This is a genomic window from Neobacillus niacini, from assembly GCF_030817695.1.
GTDB lineage: Bacteria > Bacillota > Bacilli > Bacillales > Cytobacillaceae > Neobacillus > Neobacillus niacini_F.
The window spans coordinates 3,897,907-3,921,140 of record NZ_JAUSZQ010000002.1 but is presented as its reverse complement, the minus strand read 5'-3'; the positions used below and the strand labels follow the sequence as shown (position 1 = coordinate 3,921,140).

Annotated in this window: 21 protein-coding genes and 1 pseudogene; 19 read left to right on the top strand and 3 right to left on the bottom strand. The window is 39.5% G+C overall.

Annotation, left to right across the window (positions count from 1 at the left end; all coding sequences use genetic code 11):
- The first annotated feature begins 9 nt into the window (after positions 1-9).
- The gene (locus QFZ28_RS19710) at positions 10-372 is read left to right on the top strand and encodes a hypothetical protein (RefSeq protein ID WP_307196223.1); all 363 of its coding nucleotides are present in this window, start codon (positions 10-12) and stop codon (positions 370-372) included.
- 70 nt (positions 373-442) lie between these two features.
- Here QFZ28_RS19710 and QFZ28_RS19705 read toward each other — a convergent pair whose 3' ends face one another.
- A complete protein-coding gene (locus QFZ28_RS19705; RefSeq protein ID WP_307196222.1) occupies positions 443-580 on the bottom strand; it encodes a hypothetical protein in 138 nt (45 codons plus the stop codon).
- A gap of 302 nt (positions 581-882) precedes the next feature.
- Between QFZ28_RS19705 and QFZ28_RS19700 the strand changes: the two genes are divergently transcribed.
- The 9 genes and pseudogenes from QFZ28_RS19700 (at position 883) to QFZ28_RS19665 (ending at position 9,082) form a co-directional block, all read left to right on the top strand.
- The gene (locus tag QFZ28_RS19700; protein WP_307196221.1) at positions 883-2,214 is read left to right on the top strand and encodes an MFS transporter; all 1,332 of its coding nucleotides are present in this window, start codon (positions 883-885) and stop codon (positions 2,212-2,214) included.
- Positions 2,215-2,568: 354 nt separating this feature from the next.
- Positions 2,569-3,324 (top strand): SDR family NAD(P)-dependent oxidoreductase, encoded by a 756-nt coding sequence (locus QFZ28_RS19695; protein WP_307196220.1) that lies wholly within the window; start codon positions 2,569-2,571, stop codon positions 3,322-3,324.
- A gap of 70 nt (positions 3,325-3,394) precedes the next feature.
- Positions 3,395-4,519: an acyl-CoA dehydrogenase family protein gene (locus QFZ28_RS19690; protein WP_179600562.1), complete on the top strand. Its 1,125-nt coding sequence runs from the start codon at positions 3,395-3,397 to the stop codon at positions 4,517-4,519.
- A 190-nt stretch (positions 4,520-4,709) separates the two neighbouring features.
- On the top strand, positions 4,710-4,922 hold the full coding sequence (locus tag QFZ28_RS19685) for a hypothetical protein (protein ID WP_307196219.1): 213 nt from the start codon (positions 4,710-4,712) through the stop codon (positions 4,920-4,922).
- Positions 4,923-5,339: 417 nt separating this feature from the next.
- On the top strand, positions 5,340-5,627 hold the full coding sequence (locus QFZ28_RS19680; RefSeq protein WP_307196218.1) for a hypothetical protein: 288 nt from the start codon (positions 5,340-5,342) through the stop codon (positions 5,625-5,627).
- A 1-nt stretch (position 5,628) separates the two neighbouring features.
- Complete coding sequence (locus QFZ28_RS19675) at positions 5,629-7,551, top strand: XylR N-terminal domain-containing protein (RefSeq protein ID WP_307196217.1); 1,923 nt, start codon at positions 5,629-5,631, stop codon at positions 7,549-7,551.
- Positions 7,552-7,771: 220 nt separating this feature from the next.
- Positions 7,772-7,936: an IclR family transcriptional regulator domain-containing protein gene (locus tag QFZ28_RS29975; protein WP_444875319.1), complete on the top strand. Its 165-nt coding sequence runs from the start codon at positions 7,772-7,774 to the stop codon at positions 7,934-7,936.
- Between the two features lies 1 nt (position 7,937).
- Positions 7,938-8,316, top strand: a pseudogene (locus tag QFZ28_RS29970) (IclR family transcriptional regulator).
- 109 nt (positions 8,317-8,425) lie between these two features.
- The gene (locus tag QFZ28_RS19665) at positions 8,426-9,082 is read left to right on the top strand and encodes a YczE/YyaS/YitT family protein (protein WP_307196215.1); all 657 of its coding nucleotides are present in this window, start codon (positions 8,426-8,428) and stop codon (positions 9,080-9,082) included.
- Positions 9,083-9,138: 56 nt separating this feature from the next.
- On the opposite strand, the gene QFZ28_RS19660 is transcribed toward QFZ28_RS19665, so the two are convergent.
- Positions 9,139-11,556, bottom strand: a complete 2,418-nt coding sequence (locus QFZ28_RS19660; protein WP_307196214.1) for a penicillin acylase family protein — start codon at positions 11,554-11,556, stop codon at positions 9,139-9,141.
- A 479-nt stretch (positions 11,557-12,035) separates the two neighbouring features.
- Between QFZ28_RS19660 and QFZ28_RS19655 the strand changes: the two genes are divergently transcribed.
- The gene (locus QFZ28_RS19655) at positions 12,036-13,388 is read left to right on the top strand and encodes an MFS transporter (protein WP_307196213.1); all 1,353 of its coding nucleotides are present in this window, start codon (positions 12,036-12,038) and stop codon (positions 13,386-13,388) included.
- 92 nt (positions 13,389-13,480) lie between these two features.
- Here the strand turns inward: QFZ28_RS19655 and QFZ28_RS19650 are convergent, their stop codons facing one another.
- On the bottom strand, positions 13,481-15,439 hold the full coding sequence (locus tag QFZ28_RS19650) for a XylR N-terminal domain-containing protein (protein ID WP_307196212.1): 1,959 nt from the start codon (positions 15,437-15,439) through the stop codon (positions 13,481-13,483).
- Between the two features lie 223 nt (positions 15,440-15,662).
- Here QFZ28_RS19650 and QFZ28_RS19645 point away from each other — a divergent pair, with 223 nt between their 5' ends.
- The 8 genes from QFZ28_RS19645 to QFZ28_RS19610 all read left to right on the top strand — a co-directional run bounded on the left by QFZ28_RS19645 (position 15,663) and on the right by QFZ28_RS19610 (position 23,210).
- Positions 15,663-16,943 (top strand): Rieske 2Fe-2S domain-containing protein, encoded by a 1,281-nt coding sequence (locus tag QFZ28_RS19645; RefSeq protein ID WP_307196211.1) that lies wholly within the window; start codon positions 15,663-15,665, stop codon positions 16,941-16,943.
- A gap of 324 nt (positions 16,944-17,267) precedes the next feature.
- Positions 17,268-17,405, top strand: a complete 138-nt coding sequence (locus QFZ28_RS19640; protein WP_179595909.1) for a hypothetical protein — start codon at positions 17,268-17,270, stop codon at positions 17,403-17,405.
- Complete coding sequence (locus QFZ28_RS19635; protein WP_307196210.1) at positions 17,377-18,822, top strand: amidase; 1,446 nt, start codon at positions 17,377-17,379, stop codon at positions 18,820-18,822. The genes QFZ28_RS19640 and QFZ28_RS19635 overlap by 29 nt, the downstream gene beginning before the upstream one ends.
- A 36-nt stretch (positions 18,823-18,858) precedes the next feature.
- On the top strand, positions 18,859-19,245 hold the full coding sequence (locus QFZ28_RS19630) for a VOC family protein (RefSeq protein ID WP_307196209.1): 387 nt from the start codon (positions 18,859-18,861) through the stop codon (positions 19,243-19,245).
- 82 nt (positions 19,246-19,327) lie between these two features.
- Positions 19,328-20,242, top strand: a complete 915-nt coding sequence (locus QFZ28_RS19625) for a catechol 2,3-dioxygenase (protein ID WP_307196208.1) — start codon at positions 19,328-19,330, stop codon at positions 20,240-20,242.
- Between the two features lie 463 nt (positions 20,243-20,705).
- Entirely contained in the window at positions 20,706-21,029 is a 324-nt protein-coding gene (locus QFZ28_RS19620; protein ID WP_307196207.1) for a 2Fe-2S iron-sulfur cluster-binding protein, read from the top strand.
- A 1-nt stretch (position 21,030) separates the two neighbouring features.
- Positions 21,031-21,459 (top strand): GlcG/HbpS family heme-binding protein, encoded by a 429-nt coding sequence (locus QFZ28_RS19615; RefSeq protein ID WP_307196206.1) that lies wholly within the window; start codon positions 21,031-21,033, stop codon positions 21,457-21,459.
- A gap of 266 nt (positions 21,460-21,725) precedes the next feature.
- On the top strand, positions 21,726-23,210 hold the full coding sequence (locus QFZ28_RS19610; RefSeq protein WP_307196205.1) for an aldehyde dehydrogenase: 1,485 nt from the start codon (positions 21,726-21,728) through the stop codon (positions 23,208-23,210).
- The last annotated feature ends 24 nt before the right edge of the window (positions 23,211-23,234 follow it).

Below are 23,234 nucleotides of genomic sequence, written 5' to 3'. Positions count from 1 at the left end.
AATATAAAAATGGCTGGAATTAAACACGATGCACCACAAGTACCATCACCACTTAGAGTAATGTTCTATTTTGAATCAACAGGGTGGTTTAACACAACGGGTGAGGAGAAAACAAATGAGATTCTACCTGTATTAAATGAAATTATTGCTTCATGGAGAGAGAATGGGTCAGAGTTACTTGGCACCATTGACCGAGATATTTTAACAGCTGGACATGCTGGAAGTGCTGGTTGGCATGCAAGTTTCCTTTATAATGTTCCAGATTTACAAACCGTTGCAGATATGACCAATTCATTCCGTGCAACTGGATTGGATAAGTATTTCCGTTTAGAAGCTGTAATTGGCAGACCGTTTTTCTTACTTGAAAAATAAGAAGACTAATTGGCGGAGCCCCACATGGATACATGGGGCTTCTCAATCCTGTCTATACCAATCTTTTTCCCTACCATTGTGAGGCTTGTAAGATCAGAGTCTGGTTTTCTATCATTCTACGAATCGTATAACGAGCCTGGGTAGGAAATACGCCGCCAGTTGGAGTTAACGCTTTTATCAACTCTTCTATCGTGAAAGGTATATCCAAGGAAATTTCAATTACAACTGTTTTAAAGGGACTGGGTATTTTATCGTTACATATACTAGAATTTTTCCCAACCTTATCGTATTTCCGCAGATCGTTCCTTTTTAGTCTAAAGTTTGAAACCTACGATAAATGAAACATAGAACTTAGATCATGTTTTAAAATAAGAATAATGATAATAGGAAGGTTACGTTTATGAAAAAATCACAGGCTATATTTTCTGAATATTATCAGTATTTTTAAAATTAGTGGAAATTTTAGTAAAATTAAATATGTTGATGTTATATATTATTGGAGGTCGATTTATGGCTCAAATGAACATGAAAGAATCAAAAATGTCAAAAAAGGCATGGATTGTCATTGCACTATTGTTTTTACTAACAGCTATCAGTAATGTTGATAAGGCCATTATTGGATTTGCATCGGTTCCGATCATGGAAGAATTAGAATTAACGCCGGAGCAATGGGGTATAGTAGGCAGTGTATTTTTTCTATTATACTCGCTTTCAGCAGTCTTAGGTGGAGCACTCGCTGATAAATTTGGAACAAGAATTGTTATAGCCTGTATGGTCGTGATTTGGTCTCTTGTTCAGTTTTCCACTATATTTGTATCAAGTTTCGCCTTTTTACTAATTACACGAATCATTTTAGGGATGGGAGAAGGGCCATCCTATTCTTTAGCTGTGACGGCAGCATCCCAATGGCTGCCTAAGGAAAAACGCGGAATTGGTCTTTCAATCGTTTCCATTGGTAGTCCTCTTGGAGTAGCGATATCAGCTCCTATTTTAATGAATCTCATTGGAAATTATGGATGGCGTTCAGCTTTTATAGCTACCGGAGTTGTTGGAGTTATCTGGATGTCTGTATGGTTATGGGTCGTAAAAGGGAAGGCGGATTCAAAGGAAGAGTCTTCAGTGGTAAAAGACAACTCTGACCCATTGACACCCGAACAAGAATCATCAAAATTCTCATCTTTCTTGCTTTCGAAAAATTTCATTCTAATTGCTTTATGTGGCTTTGCTACGTACTGGGCGTTTACGTTGGGGTTGAACTGGCTTCCTAACTATATGGAGAATGTTCTTCAACTAAGTGCAGAGACATTACAAATCGTTGTAGCTTTGCCATGGATTCTCATCACGATATCACTACTAACATTCTCAACCATTTCTGACCGCCTTTTTCGTAAAACGAAAAGTGTCGTAAAAGGTCGTGTATTTGTACTTGGTCCTGTATTGTTAGCTGGGGCGGTCTGCTACTTTTTGGGATCTATGGCAAGTTCCAACTGGTTGGCCATTGTTTTATTATCCCTCGGTTTAACCTTTGGAGTTATTACAATCGTACTTGGACCAGCTATATTAATAGAACTGTCTCCTAAGAAACATCAAGGAAAAATTCAAGGATGGTTTATGGCGTTTACCTCATTAGGCGGCATCGTTGGTCCATATGTTACAGGTTACCTTGTAGAAAACTCTTCAAGTGCAGCAGCAGGATTTCATTATTCCTTCCAGATTTGCGCCTTTATATTGCTAATCGCTGGAGGACTTGGGTGGGCTGCAATTCGCCCGAAACAAGTAGAAAAAATAGAAATGGAAGAATACCGATACAGTCCAGAACGCATAAACACAAAAAGAAGTTGATTATCACATATGATATGGTAATCAGCTTCTTTTTTCTTTAAAGGGATTTTTTCAAAATGATACTAATCATACTAAATTTTTTAGGATATTCAAACCTAACATGCAGTGGTTAGAATTTTCCAAATATTCTACTATTATTATAGAGATAAATAGAATTACTCTATGAAAACGCTTTAGCAGCTGATCTGATATCGTGCCAAAATTCGGATTATAATACACGGGGATATCGTAATTGTATTGTAAATTTTATTCCGTCTTTTTGAAGGAATACGGAATCGCGTAAAAGATAGCTGCTAAGTATAGGATTCTTGCGGTCTAGAAAATTTTCAATTTTTTGAAAAGGGGAGAAATTTAATGCAAATGAATGAACAAAGAGTCGCAATAGTTACCGGAGCAAATAAAGGTCTAGGTTTAGCTGTCGCCGAAAATTTCGTAAAAGAAGGAAAAAAGGTCGTTTTTGTGATCAGAAATAAGGCGAATCTTGAACAAACAAGACAGCGGTTTCAACAGGAAGAATTACAGAAGCAAGTCATGTTCATCCAATTGGATGTATCTGACATTAACGGAATTAAAAGTGCTGTCAACGAGGTTTTAAACGAGTGGGGTAGAATCGATATTTTAGTAAATAATGCAGGAATCCGTTTTGAAACTCCAATAGAAGAGATCGATGAGGAAGAATGGGATCAAGTCTTATCTGTCAATTTAAAAAGCACATTCTTTTTTTCACAAGCTGTTATTCCTGCAATGAAAGAGAGAGGATGGGGACGAATAATCAATATGTCTTCCATTGGAGGGCAGGCAGGTCCACTAACTTCGGGTGCCCATTATTCTGCTTCCAAGGCAGGACAAATTGCGTTAAGTAAAGTCTTTGCTAGATCGTTAGCGCCTTATGGAATTACTGTTAATACGGTTGCTCCAGCTGCCATTCGTACACCAGAGATGGATAAAATGGATCCAGCTAAATTAGCCCAAATGGTAGAGACCATTCCACTTAGACGTGTGGGAGAACCGCGAGAAGTTTCAGATTTAGTTTCCTATTTAGCCTCTGATACTGGTGGATTTACAACCGGAGCAACTTTTGACATTAATGGCGGAAGGCTTATGAGATAAGGGTGTTCTATAGAATTAAACCAATTAATCATTAGGTGAAACGATAGATAATAATGGGGAGGAATGAATCATGACTGTTAAAATGCAAAATCAAAACCAGATTGACCGTGTGTTATCCGAAATCCGCGCCAGACGAGACGAATTTGAAGCGAAGCGACATGTGCCTCGGGACATGATCGAGCAATTTAAACAATTGGGCGTCTATCGTGCTCACGCACCGCGTTGCTTTGGCGGTGATGGCTCCTCTCCTACGGAGTTCCTCAAGCTGATCGAGACCATCTCCGAGGCTGACGGATCTGCCGGATGGGTGGCGAGCTTCGGTTCTGCTGCAATCTACCTAGCGGCCCTTCCACGTGAAACGCTCGCATGCGTTTACGCAAATGGACCGGACGTGGCCTTCGCAGGCGGCTTATTTCCGGTCCAGCCTGCAGAGAAGGTCGAGGGAGGCTGGAGCGTGAACGGTCTCTGGAAGTTTGCGAGCGGCTGCAAGGGTGCCGACATTCTCGGTGTTGGTATTGGCACTGGGGAAGGCGGTAAGCCGCTTACTGCGGTGCTGAGACCTGAGGATGTGGAAATCGTCGAGAACTGGGAAGTGATTGGGATGCGCGGAACGGGTAGCCATGACCTTCGGGTGAAAGACGCCTTCGTCTCTGACGAATGGACCTTTGTCCGTGGCGGAGTGCCTTCTATTGATGAGCCGATCTACCAGTATCCATCTATCGCTTATGCAGCACAGGTGCTGGCGGTGGTCAATCTTGGCATAGCCCGTGCTGCGCTTGATGAAATTTCTCAGATGGCAGGCCGTTCTAGCATCACCGGTGCACCAAAGATGGCCGATCGTGCTTACTTGCGAGTTGGCGTTGCAAAGGCAGAAGCATCTCTAAGGTCGGCGCGTGCTTTCTTCTACGAGGCCACTGATGCTGCTTGGGAATCAATCCTAAAGGGTGACGGTGTCTCCGCTGAGCAAACAAGCATGGTGCGTTTAGCAGCGGCACAAGCTGCTCGTGAAGGTGCAAGTGCCGTGCAGACAGCCTACATGCTCGCTGGCACCTTAGCAATCTACGACGGACACCCACTGCAGCGCTATCTACGCGATGCAATGGTCGTAACCCAGCACGCATTCCTTAACGAAAGTATGTATGACGGCGCTGGATCAGTATTCCTGGGCGTACAGCCGTTTCGCGGCTACATTTAATTCTGTCGATCATTACCTGGGTTCCTACATTTCTAAATAAGACTCTGTTAACTTCATTCAGCATTCATCCCCCACTTTTATTGGTGGGGGATGAATGCAAAGAAAATACTCTAACTTGCGTGGAGGTTCTAACCCCTGCTGAATAAAATGAAGCCCCATCGCCATATAGAAAAGAAAGGAAGTTATCGAAATGTACCTAACCATAGGGTATATAGTTGTTATATTCTTAGTAGTGCTAGACATTTATTACAATATGAATCTTAGTAAAAGGAAAAAGGCCTATATTTATACCCCATTTGAAGCAATGTCAGGAATCTATAATGATATTCATGAAGAAGTGCTAGAATCGGATAAAACAAATAGTACCCATTTTTCGGATTCTTCTATTCTAAAGATCCTCTAAACAACGAAAAACAGACTCCTTATCTAAAATAATATAGAAAAAATCTACTCACTAAAAATTAATTCCTAACAAATCCAAGCCTGTAGGCCTTTCAAATGCTGCAGGTTTTCCTTTTAACAGGGTACTTTTTGTATATCGTAATCATACAAAAAATTTTCCCATATATCTTGTTATAAATAGAAAAAATTCTAATGTGTAGTATAAAATGAAAATAAACACTATATTAATAGTGTTAAAAGAGTCATAATATTCAGACCTAATATGTAGTGGTTTTAATTTTGGGAATATTCTATTATTTATTTAGAAATCATATTAGGAGAACCAGTTGCTGTTTCTAAATCACAAAAACGCTGTTCCATAGGACTTCATTAAATAAAACGGCGTCTTTTCAAAGTATAGAGAGTTGGAAAAAATAACATGAGTCCAACCAACAGTATTGTGAAAGAATCCTTACTTTTAAAACTTCCTGACAAAGCCTTCTTTGACCTATGTCATGAACTCTTTGGAATTAATAGAGGGGTATACAATGTAATAGATCATTGGTTTTATCATCATGGTTATCAAGATATTGAATCAAGACGTGATACAATCCTCAGCTTTTTAGATTATCTGCGAAAACACAAGATTTATAAGTTTGGCAAAGGAGGAGTAAAACATAACCTTGAATTATTTACAACAAATCAAAAGGAGAAAGAGGTAGGTTGATTTGACAACTACTAATAAAGACAAGTTAACAAACATCTTTTCCTTTTTCAATCATGGGGGAGATCATTATTTTAAAGAAAAGAGAATGGTCATTTCAAGTACTGATGCATGGGGGGTGTTAAGGAAGGACCTAATTGACACGTTAGGAATCCAACGCGCAAAAAGGTTTCTTCTTCGCTACGGATGGAATTGCGGAAAAAATGAAGCAAGGATGCTAAAAGATTTGGTGAACTGGGAAAGTGACTTAGAGTGGCTTGTGGCAGGTACGCAAATGCATCAAATTGGCGGACGTGTCCTTTCTTATCCTGAGCACTTTGAGGTTGATATGGAGAAAGGAACGTTTGATGTTTCTGGGCACTGGATTGATTCGTATGAAGCCAAGCAGCATTTGCAGCATTATTCTTTGTACCATGAACCTATCTGTTATTTTCTTATCGGTTATGGAGGCGGCTATACTAGTGAATGCCTTGGAAAAAAGGTTATTTTCAAGGAGATGCACTGTGTAGGAAAAGGAGATAAACAATGTAGCTATGTCGCAAAAACGGTGGAAGAATGGGGTTCAGAAATTGAAGATGAAATCATTAATTACGAGGAACAAGACATTGCTGATGAACTAGATATCGTGTATCGCCGTGTCGAAAGACAAAGTGAAGTCCTACATGTTGGGACGTCTATAACCAAGAATCTAACGTCTGCTCTACTTCAAGGTAAGGGGATGGACGATTTCGCAAAAATGCTAGCAGAAGACTTAAGCATGCCGGTTCTTATCCAAAACCAATATTTCGATTACATAGCTCATTACTTTGATGAAACCCGTCCACATGTACAGCAGTATAATCGGGAGAAAATCCAAGACTTTATTGAAAAACAGTTTTCGAAACATGTCTTGACTCAAACCGAGCCATTTGAAATCGGGCCTGATCAAAATCTACTAATCTCTCCTATTATTATTCAAAATGATGTGTACGGTTATATTTCTATTTATCGGGAAGGGGCGCCATTCGGGGATGCTGAGACAGACTTTCTAGAAAGGGCCGCAAGCATCTGTGCAGTAAAAATGTTAAATGAACGGACTGCCATTCAAACCGAGGAGAGAATGAAGGGGGACTTGCTGGAGGAACTCTTTAAGGGTGAAACAGACCCGGCCAATATCATTAAGCGATTCTCTTATTTTGGCTATAACATAAACAAGTCTCAATATGTGTTAACAATTGAATTCCCAAATCAATCACTATTCCCATACCTTGAGGAAAATACCCAAAGCAAGGCTAACAATGTCTCGAAGGAGTTAATGAACTTTTTTAATCGAGAAGAAACTTATTATCAGACAACCTTTATTAAGCTTGAAAAGTATAGAAAAGTAACCGTTTTAATTCCAAATGAGTACCTTCAGAAGAAAAAAATCGGTATAAAGCAATTTGCGCAGCATTGTTATGAATTGCTGCAAAGGAATGATGGCACACCCCCAATCTATATAGGGGTAAGTAAGCTCTGTTCAGACGTGGGGCAATATAGTAAGCGATTTAAAGAAGCCAATAAATCCATTGAGGTAGCAAAGGCGAAAAACCGGTTAATGAATGTATCCAACAGTAGTGTCGTTCATGCGGATGAATTGGGACATATCATGATTTTGCTGGATGCTAGGAAACCGGAGGAGTTATTGGAGTACGCTAATGAGTTTCTATTTGATCTAAAAACATATGATGGGAAAAATTCCACAGAACTCGTCAGGACGCTATACTATTATATTGAAAATGAATGTAATCTTCATAAAACAGCAAGAGAAATGAATGTTTCGATTAGCGGAATGCGCTATCGCATCAATCGCATCGAAGAATTAATTCAAGTGGATTTGTCGAAGGCGTCATCAAAATTTGAGATTCAGATTTCTTTACAAACATATATGGCCTTTAACCTTTTGTAAAAAATTAAATTGAGGTGTAAGTAAGATGATGATCAATTCGATTAACAATGCCGTGAACATTATCGAGTGCTTCTCCGTAGAGAATTCTGAGATGGCGTATCTGAAATTTCGTCCTTATTACAAATGAATAAGAGTACGATCATCACATCATCAAGACTTTGCACAGTTAAGGAATTCTCGTCAGGACGCCAAATAGAAAATATCGCTTAGGCCCAGGCTGTTGGGCTGCGAGAACCTTGTCTCTAGGCAGTACAATAAGTTTTATAATGCATCACCTTATTTAGATGAACTGATGAGAAAAACAAATGAGACGGTCCATCTAGCCGTTCAGGAAAATGATAAAGTCAGCTATCATGCTAAAGTAGAACCAACGAAAACCGGTTAAAATCAAAACATCCATTGGTACGCATAAACCGGTTTACTGTACCGGCTTAGGAAAAATTCTATTAGCTAACCAACCTGACCGTGACAATAGTAAAATCTACGATATTCCTTTGCAAAAATATACAGAAAATACGATCACAAATCATGATGATCTCATTAGAAAGTTAGAAAAAACGTCAAAGCGGGGATATGGCGATCGATAATCAGGAATTTGAGGTAGGCCAGTTTTGTTTAGCGGTGCCAATTAAAGACTTTATGGGAAACACCGTTACAGCGATCAGTATTGCCGGCCCGGAGTTTCGCATCAACAATCGTACAATTGGATTTTTATCTCACCTCAAATTGATTGTCAATAAAATCTCGGAATATTGTGACCTATGATTATTTTTCATTACTCTCTATCCATAACTTCTATTTTATCTTGAAAAAATAGAAGTTTTTTTGTTACGTCTCTTTTTTTAAAATGAACTTGTTATAAGGAGTGATGTCATTGGTTGTTAACAGAAACATTCGAATTCGCTTTTCCTTCTATATGATTGGCATTCTGCTGCTTTCCTTTGGGATCAGCTGCTCGGTAAATTCCCAGCTTGGAGCTGCTCCAATGCCTTCATTACAGGTCGGTCTTCAGCAAACAATTGGTCTAACGGTAGGCAGCTGGGAGTTTATTATTGGTGCCATATTGGTCACGATTATGGCCATTGTACGCCGAAGCAGACCCGATATCCTGGCCTTTTTAACATCCTTTTTGACCGGCTTAAGTATTGATATGTGGCTTTATGTCACGGAACAAGTCTATATTCCCGAACAATTACCCGGTAAAATTTTGTTCCTTTGTTTTGGGTTACTATTCATTGGCTTAGGCGTATCGCTTTATTTACAAGCAAAATTTTCGCCTGCACCGCCGGACGGAATGATACTTCTTCTTGAGGAAATTTGGAAGATGAACCGTTCTACCTCAAGGACATTATTTTCACTAGCAGTCGTCACGCTCGGCTTCCTTTTCAGCGGGCCCGTCGGCATTGGAACGTTCATTATGGTTGTTTCTCTGGGACCTATTGTTGCCTTTTTCTATCCTAAAGTAGAAAAACTATTTATCAAGTTAAAATATGACAATCAATTGATTCAAACGTTTCATAAAGAAGGATGAATAAGATGGGTATCGCGAAAAAACACAGGATAGGAACCTGTGTTTTTCATATCGCTCTATTTTTTAATTTCAAGTACTTTAGTACTCACGGCGTATTTTTCCACATCCTGCTCTGTAAACAAGACAGGTTTATATTCCCAATTTGCAAACAGCTCGATTTGATCTTCATAATGTGTATGCAATGTACCGTCCTTTTTGATAAAACCAATTTGACCTGGAGGATTTACATTGACTCCATTAGGGCCATTTTTGGTTAGTTCGATATAATGGTTCTCACTGCCGCGGTTTGCTTCTAAAAATTTTGTTTCGGATCCGTATTGCGGAAGGCCGACTAATGAAGTATTAGTAAATACCATCATCCGTGCCGTTTTCAACCAGGTGCTTACATCTGTTCCGTGCTCTTCCTCGAGCTTTTCAAGCGCTTGATCTAATGCTGTAAGCAATAATCGGTCAGTGTCTTCATTCAGCCATTGATAATTTGTTTTGAGCGGGCCGTTACTTCCTCCCAAAGCTCTTAACGTAAGACTTGACCCATAACGATGATCGATGATCCCTTTTAACGAAGGATAAGCATCCCCAAGCTGAGCTTTGTAAAGATTATCCACGACAATCGGCCACCATGCTTCAAAAATCGTTAATCCTGGGCTGTCATACATACCATCTTTATTGTTATCTTCGTTTAGATTGTTCCAATCCTGAAGGGCTTCATACACTTCCTGATATCTTGGGTCATTTGTTTTTTCCAAAGCTTCCATCAGCATCGGTTTAAACCATTTTGTTCTTAAGTTAACATAGCTTGCATGATAGTTAATATCATCAATATCGTCTACTGTTAACTTGTCCTTAGCGTTGACTAAATCGATAAACTGCTGTACGCGGTGATCTTCACCCCACATAAAGCTTAACTCACCATTCGTCCAATTTGAAGCAGGCCTGTTATTCCAGTTAACAATATAGCCGGTTTTCGGATTAATGGCATAGGGGTGATCTTTTGGATTGATGAATCCTTTCCACTCATATTCGCCTGTACCTGGAGTTGGAAGTCTTACATCTACTCGTTCATCACGAATCGGATATTTTCCTGTATAAAAATGACCGATATTTCCTTCCTTGTCTGCATAGTACCAGTTGATGCTCATCGTCATTTCTTGTGCTTCTTTATGAAACTCTTTAATAGTATCAGCCCAGTTCGACTCTAAATAAGCGGACCAGCTTTGTGCTTCTGTTCCACGGAAGGACCATGACTTACTATAGGCAGTGTTATTTTCTCTATCCAATAACGTTACAGGACCATGAACCGTGCTGTAAAATTCTTTAGTCACTTCTTTAAGTTCGCCATTGTTGTCCTTATACGTAAAGGTTTCGACTCTCTTTTCCATATCCAACCATTTACCCTTATATAAGTATTGATATGGATTTTCTGGGTTTAATGTTTCTACGAAAATATCAACTAAGTTCCCAACTCCATAGGTGGAGGTAAAAGCATAGTATTCTTTCGTACCAAACATGATAATCGGTAGTCCGATCAGCCCGGAACCTTCAATATCAATTCCTGGAGCATGTAAGCCTACTTCATACACTGAACCTGGGGCCGAGAAATTGTACTGTGGTCCACCCATCAGCAAAGCATTGCCTGTAGCTGATTTTTCAGGACCAATCACAACCGCGTTGCTGCCAATTTTCAGCGGAAGTCCTAACTCTTCTGAGGCTGCAACGAAATCATTGCGCTTCTCTGTTACTGTTTCAGATGCTCTTTCAATCCCCGGAAACTGCTGATTGGCAGCTTTTTTTGTATCCTTTTTAACATGATTGACAGCTCCTTCATCCGTCAGAGTACTAGGAGAGGCAGGGTCATTTTCCCAAAAAATATCGTCAAACATTTTTTTCGCTGCTTCAGGGCCATATTGTTTTTCCAATTGAGCTAAAATCTTAGCATTTTGGATTTCCTGCTCTGAATCCATAAATACCCCCATAGAGGACATGAACAACCTTAATACATCCACTTCTGTCCAAGCTTTAGGTGTTACCTTGTAATCATGGAATTCTTTTGACAGCTTCTCGTCTGGATCTTTAAATGCTTCTTCTACATACAAAGAGATACCTGCTGCGAAGTTACGGATGACCTTTTTTGAGAATCCATCCATTTTTGTAATCATCTTTTGGACCTCTTGATCTGTGTAGCCATCTCTTCTCATTTGTTGATCCCTGGCTAAAAACTTCTCCCCAAAGACTTCAGCTACCGTCCCGTTATTCCCCCGACGAAACGTTTCCAGCTGAAACAACCGATCCACAGCCATTACATACCCATAGGTAAAATACAAGTCCTCGTTATTATTGGCATAAATATGCGGGACACCATAATTGTCGCGGACAATTTTGGCTGTTCCTTTTTTCTGTGAATCCGCCAGTACCGGAGTAATGGAGGCTAACAACAGAACAAAGGTTAAAAATAACGTTAGGCCTTTTTTGTGCATTTTCATCTTTTCTCCTTTCAAAATGGATTAAAAAATGGGCTAAGATCATCTCTTAGCCTTCTCGAACCGTTCATTCTAAATTTTCTGAAATTTTGGTTCGCCTTATGAATTATACGTTAGGTCATTTTAGTAAACAATGTATGTATGGGTCTAATATTTACCATTTTTCTATACGATTCGTACATCTGGTCAAATCATTTTATGAAAAACATATGAATGAAAAAGCAAGGATTCATTCCCCCTATTTGAACAGATGTGCCAGCATTAGATTCTAACACAATAATACAGAATAATGTAAATTTTCCTGCAGAATCTGCAGGATACAAGCAGAATGAATTTTCTGTATAATTAGACTGCAATATCCCCATAGTAGAAGGAGGTGGAAGTACAAGTTATTGTAATAGAAATAGAACAGTCCTTGAAAGTAAGCAATGGGCAGTCTTGCCTGCAAATGTATGAATCTATCGGAGGTGTATATGATGTCTAGCATGAATGCAAATGAAATTTCAGACAAAAAAATGGCGAGAAGGGCTTTAGTTGGTTCAACCTCTGGTGCGATTATTGAGTGGTATGACTTTTCACTTTATGCAACTGCTTCTGCCTTAATCTTTCCAAAACTGTTTTTTCCGAATACAGACCCGTTTATCGCAATAATCCTGTCATTCGCAACTTTTGCAACCGGTTTCTTAGCGAGACCAATAGGGGCGATTATTTTTGGACATTTTGGTGATCGAATTGGCCGGAAGAACGCCTTGATTGTTACATTATGGATGATGGGTTTGAGCAGTGCTTTTATGGGATTCATTCCAACCTATGACTCGATTGGAATATGGGCTCCTATCCTGCTTGTTTTAATGAGATTAATACAGGGTGTTGGTGTTGGAGGGGAATGGGCAGGCTCTATCCTATTATCAATGGAATGGGGAAAGAAGAAACAGCAAGGATTCATGGCAAGTATCCCAAATGCAGGAGTGGGAGTAGGGATGTTGCTATCTTCCGCTATCATAGGGTTGTGCATCACTCTTGCAGGCGATAGTTTCTACGTATGGGGATGGAGAATTCCTTTTATCGCTAGTTTATTGTTATTAGTTGTTGGACTTATTATTCGAGCAAAAATTATTGAAACACCGTCATTCCGCAAAGTTCAAGAAGGTGAAACCGTTTCTAAAATGCCAGTTTTAGATGTTATTAAACAACATCCAAAACAGATTTTTTACACAGGCTTAGCTAAATTATCTGAAAATGCGCCATTTTCTATTTATACGACCTTTTTGATTAATTACAGTATCAATAATGTAAATATTAGTTCCTCTTATATGGTTAATGTTAATACGGCTGCAAGTTTCTTATTATGTATTCTTATTCCATTATTTGGATACTTATCTGATAAAATAGGAATTAAACGTCTATTTATGATGGGTGCCGCTACAACACTTATCTGGGGATTTGTTTTTGTCGGATTCGTCAATACAGGTGTCCCAGCTATGATCACAGCAGCTATGTTAATTTCGATGATTCCACATTGTATGCAAACCGGTGCACTTCCTGCCTTGGCTTCGCAGGCATTTCCAGCCCGGTTACGGTATAGTGGTACTTCACTAGGGACACAAATCCCTGCTATCTTTGCAGGAGGCATTGCCCCAATGATTTGTACGTATTTAATACAGGCAACAGGAACGATTTATTCGATCGGATTTTATATTGCATTTGTTGCTATTGCCAGCTTAATCGGTACAAGCAAGCTTAAGAATCTTTCAAATGAAAATGGTGCTGTAAGCACAGACAACGATGGTGGTTTGATGTTAGATACTACAAATGAAGTAAAAGCATAATCGTTGTAATGATATCAGGATGTATCTAAGTTATGGTAAAAAATGCAAGGGACTGTCCAATTAGGTCAGTCCCTTTAATTAATTCGTAAATCTCAATCTCCTAAACCTTCTTCCACTTGGTTCAAAAGGAGGGCAGACAGTTTGCCAAATGCTACATATATGTCTAAGGCCATTTGAACTTCACGACGCGTTGTTGCATTCATCATATCGATGTTAAATCGTTCTTTTAAATTCGCAAGGCGGTAACGCATCCCTCCAATTGATAAGTTCAGGAAGCGGGCTGTTTTATGCAAATTGCATTCATTATATAAATAGAAATAAAGAGTTTTTAATAGTTCTGCGGATTTCTGAATATCATATTGATAGATCGTACCTAAAATATGATTGGCATAGTCCTCCAATTCCTGTGGATTTCTTGCATCTAATAAAATGGAGATAGGTCCAATAGCCGAGAAATGGAACACGTGTTGGTTCTCATTGTTGATTTGAGCAATTTCTAAAGCCTTTTTCGCTTGTTTATAACCATCGTGAACTTCATTTATATTCAAACATTTGTTGCTGATTCCAATTATTAGTCGAGATGAAGGAAATTTATTTTTCACTTCTTTCACTATAGATGTCCCTAACTTCTTTTCGCTCCAATTATTAGCCTTCAATAAATCTTCTGAAATAAGTGCTTGAACCTGTCCAAAAGAGTTCGAGATTAATATATTTTCTCCTGCAGATGCTGAATATTTTCTAAGGATGTTCATAATCACTTCCTTTTCATCATGTACTAATTCATCCCTTTGAAAATCAAAGGATTGATTTTGTAAGCGAAAAATAAACACATAATGAGGTTTGTTAAGATTATAGCCTAGAAAAGATATTTTTTTTGTTATGTTAGAATCTAACTTTGGCTGTAGCAGAACTTCGTCTAGTAATTCTCCTTTCATTCTATGTTCCGTATCAATGGCTGTTTTTTCATTTAGGATATGAAGTGCACAAATATTTGCTGCCCGCTCGATAAAAGATGACTCGAGTTCGTCCATTTCTTTCGAGTTTTTTATAATCGAAATATAACCAAATACATGGCTTTGTACTATGATTGGAGTGATTAAAGGATAATGAGAAAATCCTTGTTTATCTAAAGTATTGAGTTGAATGGTGGTTCGATGATGGATCATTTCAATTATTTTTTTCTGGTCTGATGAGTCAAGATTTTCCTTTTTTTCGATGATGCTTTTTAAGGAATATTCAAATACATCCCCATATTGTGATTGGGTTTCAAAATCTTTGTTGGAGATAACGATTCCACATTTTAAGCTGCTTCCAAGTGTCTGGGCAATTGAATCAAGTCCTTTTCCCTGTAAGACAATTTGTGTCAATTGGTTACTTAACAAATTCCCTCGTTTTAAAATTTCACTTTGTCTTTCAATTCGTTTATGTGCTTGATCTAGTTCGTCCCCAATATCTTCTCGTGCATAATCAACCAACTCAGGTGAAATTTCATCTTCCCATAGATCTAGTGTTTTTCCAATAAAGTGACAATATGGATCACCCTTCCCGATACACTCGACTTCTTTAAAAACCACTTTTTGGCCTAAAGAGGTACTGCAGTAACCGCTTGCATACCCTTCAAGAAAGTAGCATACAGGCTCAGAGTGTGTGGGGAAGTGCTGCAAATATTGTAGGGCCTCATAAGAATTATTCCAATATCCTTCCACGTCGAATTCCTGATTTTCAGCATCAATATGAACTTTAATTGGAACGGATGTTGTTCGTCCGGAAAGGCCATGCATGGTAACCCCTCCCATGATCCATTCCCTTTTATTTTCCCAATTAAACATTTCCTTCAGCATCAAGGCTTCATGCCTTCCGCATTGATATCCATAACGTAATAGAAAGCGTTTGGCTCTTTCAATTCCTAGAGCTAAAACTAAATCTTTAATTAAAGCTCCCCAGGCATCCGCGCTTGAAATAAACATTCGATGAGCCTGCAGGAAGTTGTCATTCTCAGGGTTCATTCCAAATAAATCTCCCAAGGTGATGGTGTTTGCTTTAATGGCCATATTGCCTCCTCCAGAAAATCATAATCATTTATTACTACTTTATCATAATTTACAATATTTTTGAAAGAGTCAGACTACTTATCTCTAACTGTATGTTTCGGTTGTAAAATGAAAATTTTCCGACCTAAAAATATATTGTTTGAATGGGTGCTAATTTAATAAGATATAAACATAAAATCGAAATTTTCTAAAAACAAATAAAGTACAAATGGGAGGAATCGACATGTTGTCAAAACAAGATAATCATTTATTAACAAGAGTAGGGCCTGGTACTCCGATGGGTGAGTTGTTTCGCCGCTATTGGATACCGGCATTAAAGTCAGATGAATTACTAAGCGACGGCAAGCCGCAGCGCGTGAAATTGCTCGGGGAGGAATTAATTGCGTTTCGTGATACGGAAGGGAAAGTCGGCTTAATGGAGGAAGCCTGCCCGCACCGTGGAACATCTCTATATTACGGCATCAATGATGGATGCGGCTTACGCTGTATGTATCATGGCTGGAAATTTGATACGAATGGTGATTGTACGGAAATTCCGTCAGAGGAAGGCGATCCGAAGTTTAGACATAAAATCAAGATCAAAAATTATCCAGTGAAGGAGGTAAAAGGTATCGTTTGGACGTACATGGGACCGGAAGAGAGCCAGCCTGAATTTCCTGAATTCTACTGGATGGGGCTTCCTGATGAATATATGATGTCGGAACGGGTTTGGCAGGAATGCAACTATGCACAGGTAATGGAAAATGATCTTGATTATGTACATGCGGCGTTTCTTCACAAAGCACATGGGAAACAGGAGACAGGAGAAGGAATTTTAAGTACAGATTTAGGAATTGATCCGAACCATCCGCTTGTGAAGAATCCACCGGTCAAACAAGATGTAGAGGATACCAATTACGGAAAACGCTGTGTAGCCGTAGGAATTGGCAACGAAACAGAAAATGCCTTTATGGAAATTCATTATATCTTCCCGTTTTATACTTATCCACCAAGATTTGAGGGTGAGGATGGAATGTGGCATGCGTTCATTCCAAGAGATGACTACAGCACTTGGTCCTGGGATGTCCAATTTTCACATAACCGTACAATTGATGCTCAGGCCAATCATGAACGCCGTGGCTTAAAGTTAGATGAGCACTTCAAAAAACAAATCAGTCTTGAGAATGATTATGCACAGGACCGTGAGCTACAAAAGACAGGAAATTTCACCGGAATCCGAGGAATCGCTAATCAGGATCACGCAGCAACCGAAACAATGGGGCCGATTGTCGACCGCTCTAAAGAGCATCTAGGAACAAGTGATTTACCGATTATTCATATGCGCCGCTTATTGCTTCAACAAGTGAAAGCGTTTCAAGAAGGAGCAGAGAACTTTAAGTTAGACAATGAATCACTGAGGAACCTATACAGTGCGGGACTCTACGACAGGAACGAAAAGTCCTGGCAGGAGGCTTTTCCTTTGGAGGAACAGTATAAAAAGGATGGACAGAAAGTAAAGTCTTAAATATTGAATAAAGCAACTTAATAGGCTGTGTTATGGGTAGTTATTGTTAAATGACCAGTGGTGTGATCTAGTTTCAGCGCCTACCCCCTAGAGGTCACAAGCCAATCATCCTAGAAAGGTAAAGAACACCTTTCCGCAAGGCTGGTCTTGGGCTTGTCGGGGTGGGCAAGGCGCATACACTTTTCTATAGTATAGTGTCCGTGCGTGTGATTCAGCATGAATCAGTTGATGGACAAGTACTCCAAAGGTCATTGTGGCATCTATACTATTAAACGCAGCCCTTTAATAGAGTAGTAGGAATATCAAAGTGAGAGCAGGGATTTGATGACTTTAGAAGAGTATCTACGCACCATTTTATGTGATGAGGAACTAGAATTAGCAACATTAGAGCCGTCCTTTACTTTTAATTTAGAAGTTTATGAGGAGACAAGCCATGAATCAATTCCTTTTCGAAACAATTGAAACTGCAGGGGCCGCGATTAGAAATAAACGGATTTCACCGGTTGAGTTGACGCAAATGACATTAAACCAAATTCACGAGTATGAGCCAAGAGTTAATGCGTTTATTACTGTCATGGAAGAAGAAGCCCTGGCTCAGGCGAGGCAATTGGAAGAGGAATTACTGAATAATGTAGTGCGGGGGCCGTTGCACGGAATCCCAATTGCTGTCAAAGACATTTTACAAACGAAGGGTGTAAAAACGACTGGCGGCTCGAAAATTTTTGAAGACTGGATTCCTTCTGAGGATGCGGCAGCTGTTCAAAAGCTAAGAGAGGCTGGAGCCGTTATCATCGGCAAGGCTAATCTGCATGAGTTTGCCATGGGGGCAACGACGGAAAATCCTCATTATGGAAGCACCAAGAACCCTTGGAATGTCACTAGAATTCCAGGCGGCTCAAGCGGCGGCTCAGCAGTGGCAACCGCAACAGGAATGGCCTTTGGTGCGGTAGGCACAGATACAGCTGGGTCCATTCGACTACCGACTGCGATGTGTGGCACAGTCGGGTTCAAGCCAACCTATGGAGTCGTTAGCAGACGCGGGTGTCTACCGTTCAGCTGGTCATTGGATCATGTAGGTCCGATGGCAAGAACGGTTCAGGATGCGGCCATTATGCTTGAGGTCATGAAAGGCTATGATCAAAAGGATCGGGCATCTGTCAAAAGAACTATGCCTGTTTTATCGGACTCTTTAAATGATTTAAAAGGAGTCAAGCTTGGCTTCTATGAACCTTATATGTTTGCCGGAATTGATGCGGATGTGAAAAAGGTCATTGACGAAGCCTTCCGTCAACTCGAATCACTAGGAGCGGAAATCGTCCCCATTGATTTACCAGGGATAGACGAAGCCCTTAACGCTTTAAAGGCAATCGCTCAATCAGAGGTAGTCTCCGTGCACGAACCATTATTGAAAAAATACGGTCATTTATATGGAGATGATTTGAAATACCGCTTTGAATTTGGCAGTGATATTTCCGCAACAATCTACCTTCGTGCCCAGCGCAGGAGAGAGCAATTTGTCAGAGAAACAATCAAACAAATGAATGGGATTGATGCCTTAGTCGGCCCAACAAATGTCCAGCCACCGTTTGAAATCGGTACGATGGTTCCGGAAATGGCGATTAGCAATATGTTTACACTTGGAAAAACACCATTAGCAAATATCCTAGGCTTCCCAGCTCTATCCGTAGCCTGCGGCTTTACAACAGAAAATCTGCCAGTCGGATTGCAGCTAATCGGAAAACCATTCACAGATCGTCGAGTGCTTCAAATTGGCGACTGCTACGAAAACTCAATGCCATGGGTCAAAGCACTAAAAAGATGCAAGGGGACGGTTCTCCTGCTTCCTCGAACTAAGGAAGCAGAGGGACGGTTCTCCTGATTCCTCAAACAAAATGAAGAATAAGAGGAGAACTATATGATACGGAAAATGGAACACGTATCCATAATGGTTCGTGATATGGATCAATCGATTCGGTTTTATTCGGAGATTTTTGGATTTAACGTCCGTCTCCGGGGAAGTAAATCCGATCGCGAAATGGCTTTTTTGTATTTTGAATCACAGCCGGATATGGAGATTGAGCTTATTCAAGAGAAAACAGCAGCTGCTGAGTACAGTGAAATGGGTATTGTGAACCATCTTGCTTTTACAGTCGAAAATATTGATGAAACGATTCAGTTTTTAAAAGAAAAAGAGATCATCTTTACTTCGGATGTGGTGAAGCCAACGCTTGAAGGCGGGCGCATGATCCTCTTTCACGGGCCAAGCCGGGAGCTGCTGCAGTTAGTAGAAAAAGTAAAATGAGCCGGGTCAGCATTTTTAATAGTGCTAAGGCGGCATTAAGATGTCATCTCTCAAAAAACTACCTATATTAGGAGGATAAAAAATGGCAAGAGTTATGCGTTTAGGCCGCGTGGAATTAAATGTATTAAACTTAGATAGATCAGTAGAATACTATACAAAGGTTATTGGGTTAGAAGAAACGGGACGTATGGGAAATAGTGTTTACTTAAAAGCATGGGATGAATTTGATCATCATAGTTTAATTTTAACAAAATCGAACAAGGCGGGTTTAGTCCATTTAGCCTTTAAAGTAGAGACACTTGATGATCTTGCCTATTATGAAAGAAAAATAGAGGAATTTGGCTGTACGACTACTCGTATTTCCAGCAATACTAGATTAGCTGAAGGGGAAGCCGTCCATTTTATTTTGCCAACTGGTCATCACTGTGAACTTTATCATGAAATCGGTTTCTTAGGAACAGCCGTAGGAACGAAAAATCCTCATCCATGGCCATTAGGTATAAAAGGGATTGCTCCACATCGCCTTGATCACCTATTACTTACTGGTGACGATTTAAAAACAGTTACAAGATTCTTTGTTGAAGTGCTTAATTTCGGACAAAGTGAAAGAGTTGTTACAGAAGGGGAAGAAGAATTAGTCGGCAGTTTCTTATTTACAACAAATACGGCTCATGATATTGCTTTTGTAAAAGGGCCTGATGCAAAACTTCACCATGCAGCATTCGGTGTAGATTCCCTTCATGATGTATTTAAAGCAGCGGATTTATTATCGATGTATGAAGTACCATTCGATGTGACTCCTACTCGACACGGAATTTCAAGGGGACAAACCATTTATTTCTTTGACCCATCAGGAAACCGTAACGAAGCATTTGCAGGTGGATATATGGCATTTCGTGATATGCCAACGATTACATGGGATGCATCAAAAATTGGAACAGGCATTTTTTATCACCGCAGAGAATTATCTGAATCCTTTATGAAAGCGTTGACTTGACTTGGTTTAATTTTCAAGTAAATGAAATTGACCTAAATACACTCTCGGTATTTCTGAAAATAAAAAATCGCTGAATTACCTGAAAAATTACTGGGAATAACGCGTGATTAGGAGAGTAGGTGGGTGTTATGGCAGCCGGGTCACGAGGTTAAGGACATTTCTAACCGTAAGAATCGTATAACATGTTGATTATTTCTGAAAGGTTCGTGATCCAAAGTTTGGAGATGACAGGCCAATCTTAATTAACCAGTTTTAAGATGCCGTCAGAATAGTGTCTTTAGAGCATATCAAGAACAAAAATCTGATAGGTCTGAAGTGAAACAAAAAGGGGTTTCATTAGAAACACCCCTATCCGAAGTTCCCTACAAAGTAGGAGGGAAAACAAATGGGTGGGGCAAGGGATTCCTTATCCCGTCTGACTCGGCGAATGCTGAGAGTCTATCTAATATTAAGGAGAAACTATATGTATAAAGTAACTTTAAAGGTAAGAAATCAACAATTTGAGTATAATTGTACTCCAGACCAAACACCTTTAAGAGCAGCTCGAAACGAGTTTATACCAATTCCGACAGGATGCCAGCGTGGCGGCTGCGGGATGTGCAAGATGAAAGTTTTAGAAGGGGAATATGAGCAAGAATTAGTTCGCTCACATGAAGCACTGTCTGATGAGGAACTAGCTAATGGCTTTGCTCTAGCTTGTTGTATGACCGTTAAAAGTGATCTTGGTATTATTACGGCTGAAGATTACGAAAGCCAACTAAAAAAAGCTAGTTTGGAAGAGAAATAAGATGCTATATCAAAAATACGCTTTAACCCAATCGCTAGCATTGAAAATTCTTGAGGCAGTTACAAATAAAGCAAAAGAGTTTGGAATTAAAATAAATGCTGCCATTGTAGATGAAGGAGCCAATTTAAAAGCCTTTATTCGCATGGATGAAGCCGCATTACTAAGCTCAGAGATTGCTCAAAATAAAGCTTATACGGCTGCTGCATTTGGAAAACCGACACATGAATGGTATCCAATGATAAAAGATGAACCTGCATTGTTAACAGGGATTGTTCATACAAATAAGCTTGTTGTTTTTGGTGGAGGTATTCCGTTAATATACAATAGAATTATTGTTGGAGGCATTGGTGTTTCCGGCGGTAGTGCGATAGAAGATGTACAATGTGCCGAGGCAGGCGCTAAGGTATTTGAACAGTATGGTTCAGCTTAATGAGAAAGTTAGTTGCCCTAATTAATATGTATAATATACAAAAAATTTTAAGACTATTTACTCTTAAATAGATAATCGGGAACGTTAATAGAATAGTAGATATACTGTAAAAAATTTATTATGGGCTGTTATTAAATAAATTTTTTAAAAATATCAATTAGTTGCATATATAGCAACATGCTTGTGTTATATGAAACCGATAAGTATTAACATAAAGTATATAAGCATTAGCACTATATTTGCAATGTTCAAGGAGGAGTTTAACAATGCAAGTCCAAACTAAAACAGTAGTTGAACCTATCGTAAAAGCGTTTGATTGTTTACATTATATTAATGGTAAATTTGTTGAATCTGTAGACGGAAAAACATTTAATAACGTGAACCCTGTAACGGAAGAAGTTTATGGTACTGTGGCAGAAGGAAGCGTGGCAGATATTGATATAGCTGTTAAAGCTGCTAAACGTGCTTTCGAAGAAGGACCATGGGGAAAAAAGAGTGTACAAGAACGTTCAAAAATTCTCCGCAAAGTTGGTGAGATTCTTGAAGCAAGACAAGAAGAAATCGCACAATTAGAATCCTTGGATACCGGTAAGCATCTTAAATTCTCACGTCATGTTGATGCTCCTCGTGCAGCAGCAAACTTCCAATTCTTTGCTGACTACATGCTTTCTGTAGGAACAGAAGCATACCAGGATGAAGTTCATAATGCGCTTAACTATGGATATCGCCGCCCAATCGGAGTAGTGGGATTAATCCAACCATGGAACCTTCCATTATTCTTATTAACTTGGAAATTAGCTCCAGCTTTAGCTGCAGGGTGTACAGTAGTTATTAAGCCATCTGAATTAACTCCAATGACAGCAACAAAATTAATGGAAATTCTTAAAGAAGCCGGTGTTCCAGATGGAGTTGTAAACTTGGTTCACGGGTTTGGACCTGGCGCTGGAAGTGCTATCAACAAACATCCTGACATTTCAGGCATCGGCTTTATCGGTCAAGTATCAACAGGTACTAAGATCATGGAAGAAGCTGCTCCTACATTGAAAAAGCTTTCTTTCGAGTTAGGCGGTAAAAACCCTAACATTATCTTTGCGGATGTAGATATTGATGAAGTAGTTGCAACAACTATTCGATCAAGTTTTACAAACCAAGGGGAAGTTTGTGTATGCGGTTCAAGAATTTACGTTGAGCGTCCAATTTATGAAGAATTCCTTGAAAAGTTTGCAGCAAAAACAAGAGAATTAAAAGTTGGCGACCCATTTGATATGGCCAACGACCAAGGCGCATTAGTTGCTAAAGTGCACTACGATAAAGTAATGAGCTATCTAAAAATTGCTGAAGAAGAAGGCGGAACCTTCGTTACAGGAGGTAAACGTCCTGAAGGATTGGATAAAGGATATTTCATAGAACCTACTATTATTACTGGTTTAGATGACAGCTCTCGTTGTGTTCGTGAAGAGATCTTTGGGCCAGTTGTTACTGTTATTCCATTCGACACAGAAGAAGAAGTAATTGCGGCAGCAAACGATACTCGCGTGGGCTTAAGTAACACAATCTGGACTAACGATATCCGTCGTGCACATCGTGTAGCTCATAAAATTGTATCAGGTTTATCTTACATCAATTGCTGGTTCGTACGTGATTTAAGAACTCCATTTGGGGGTACGAAAGATAGTGGAATAGGTCGTGTTGGCGGGGCACATAGCTGGGAATTCTACACAGAATTAACGAATATTTGTGTTAAACTATAATTCTCTTTTCTAAAAACGACTATG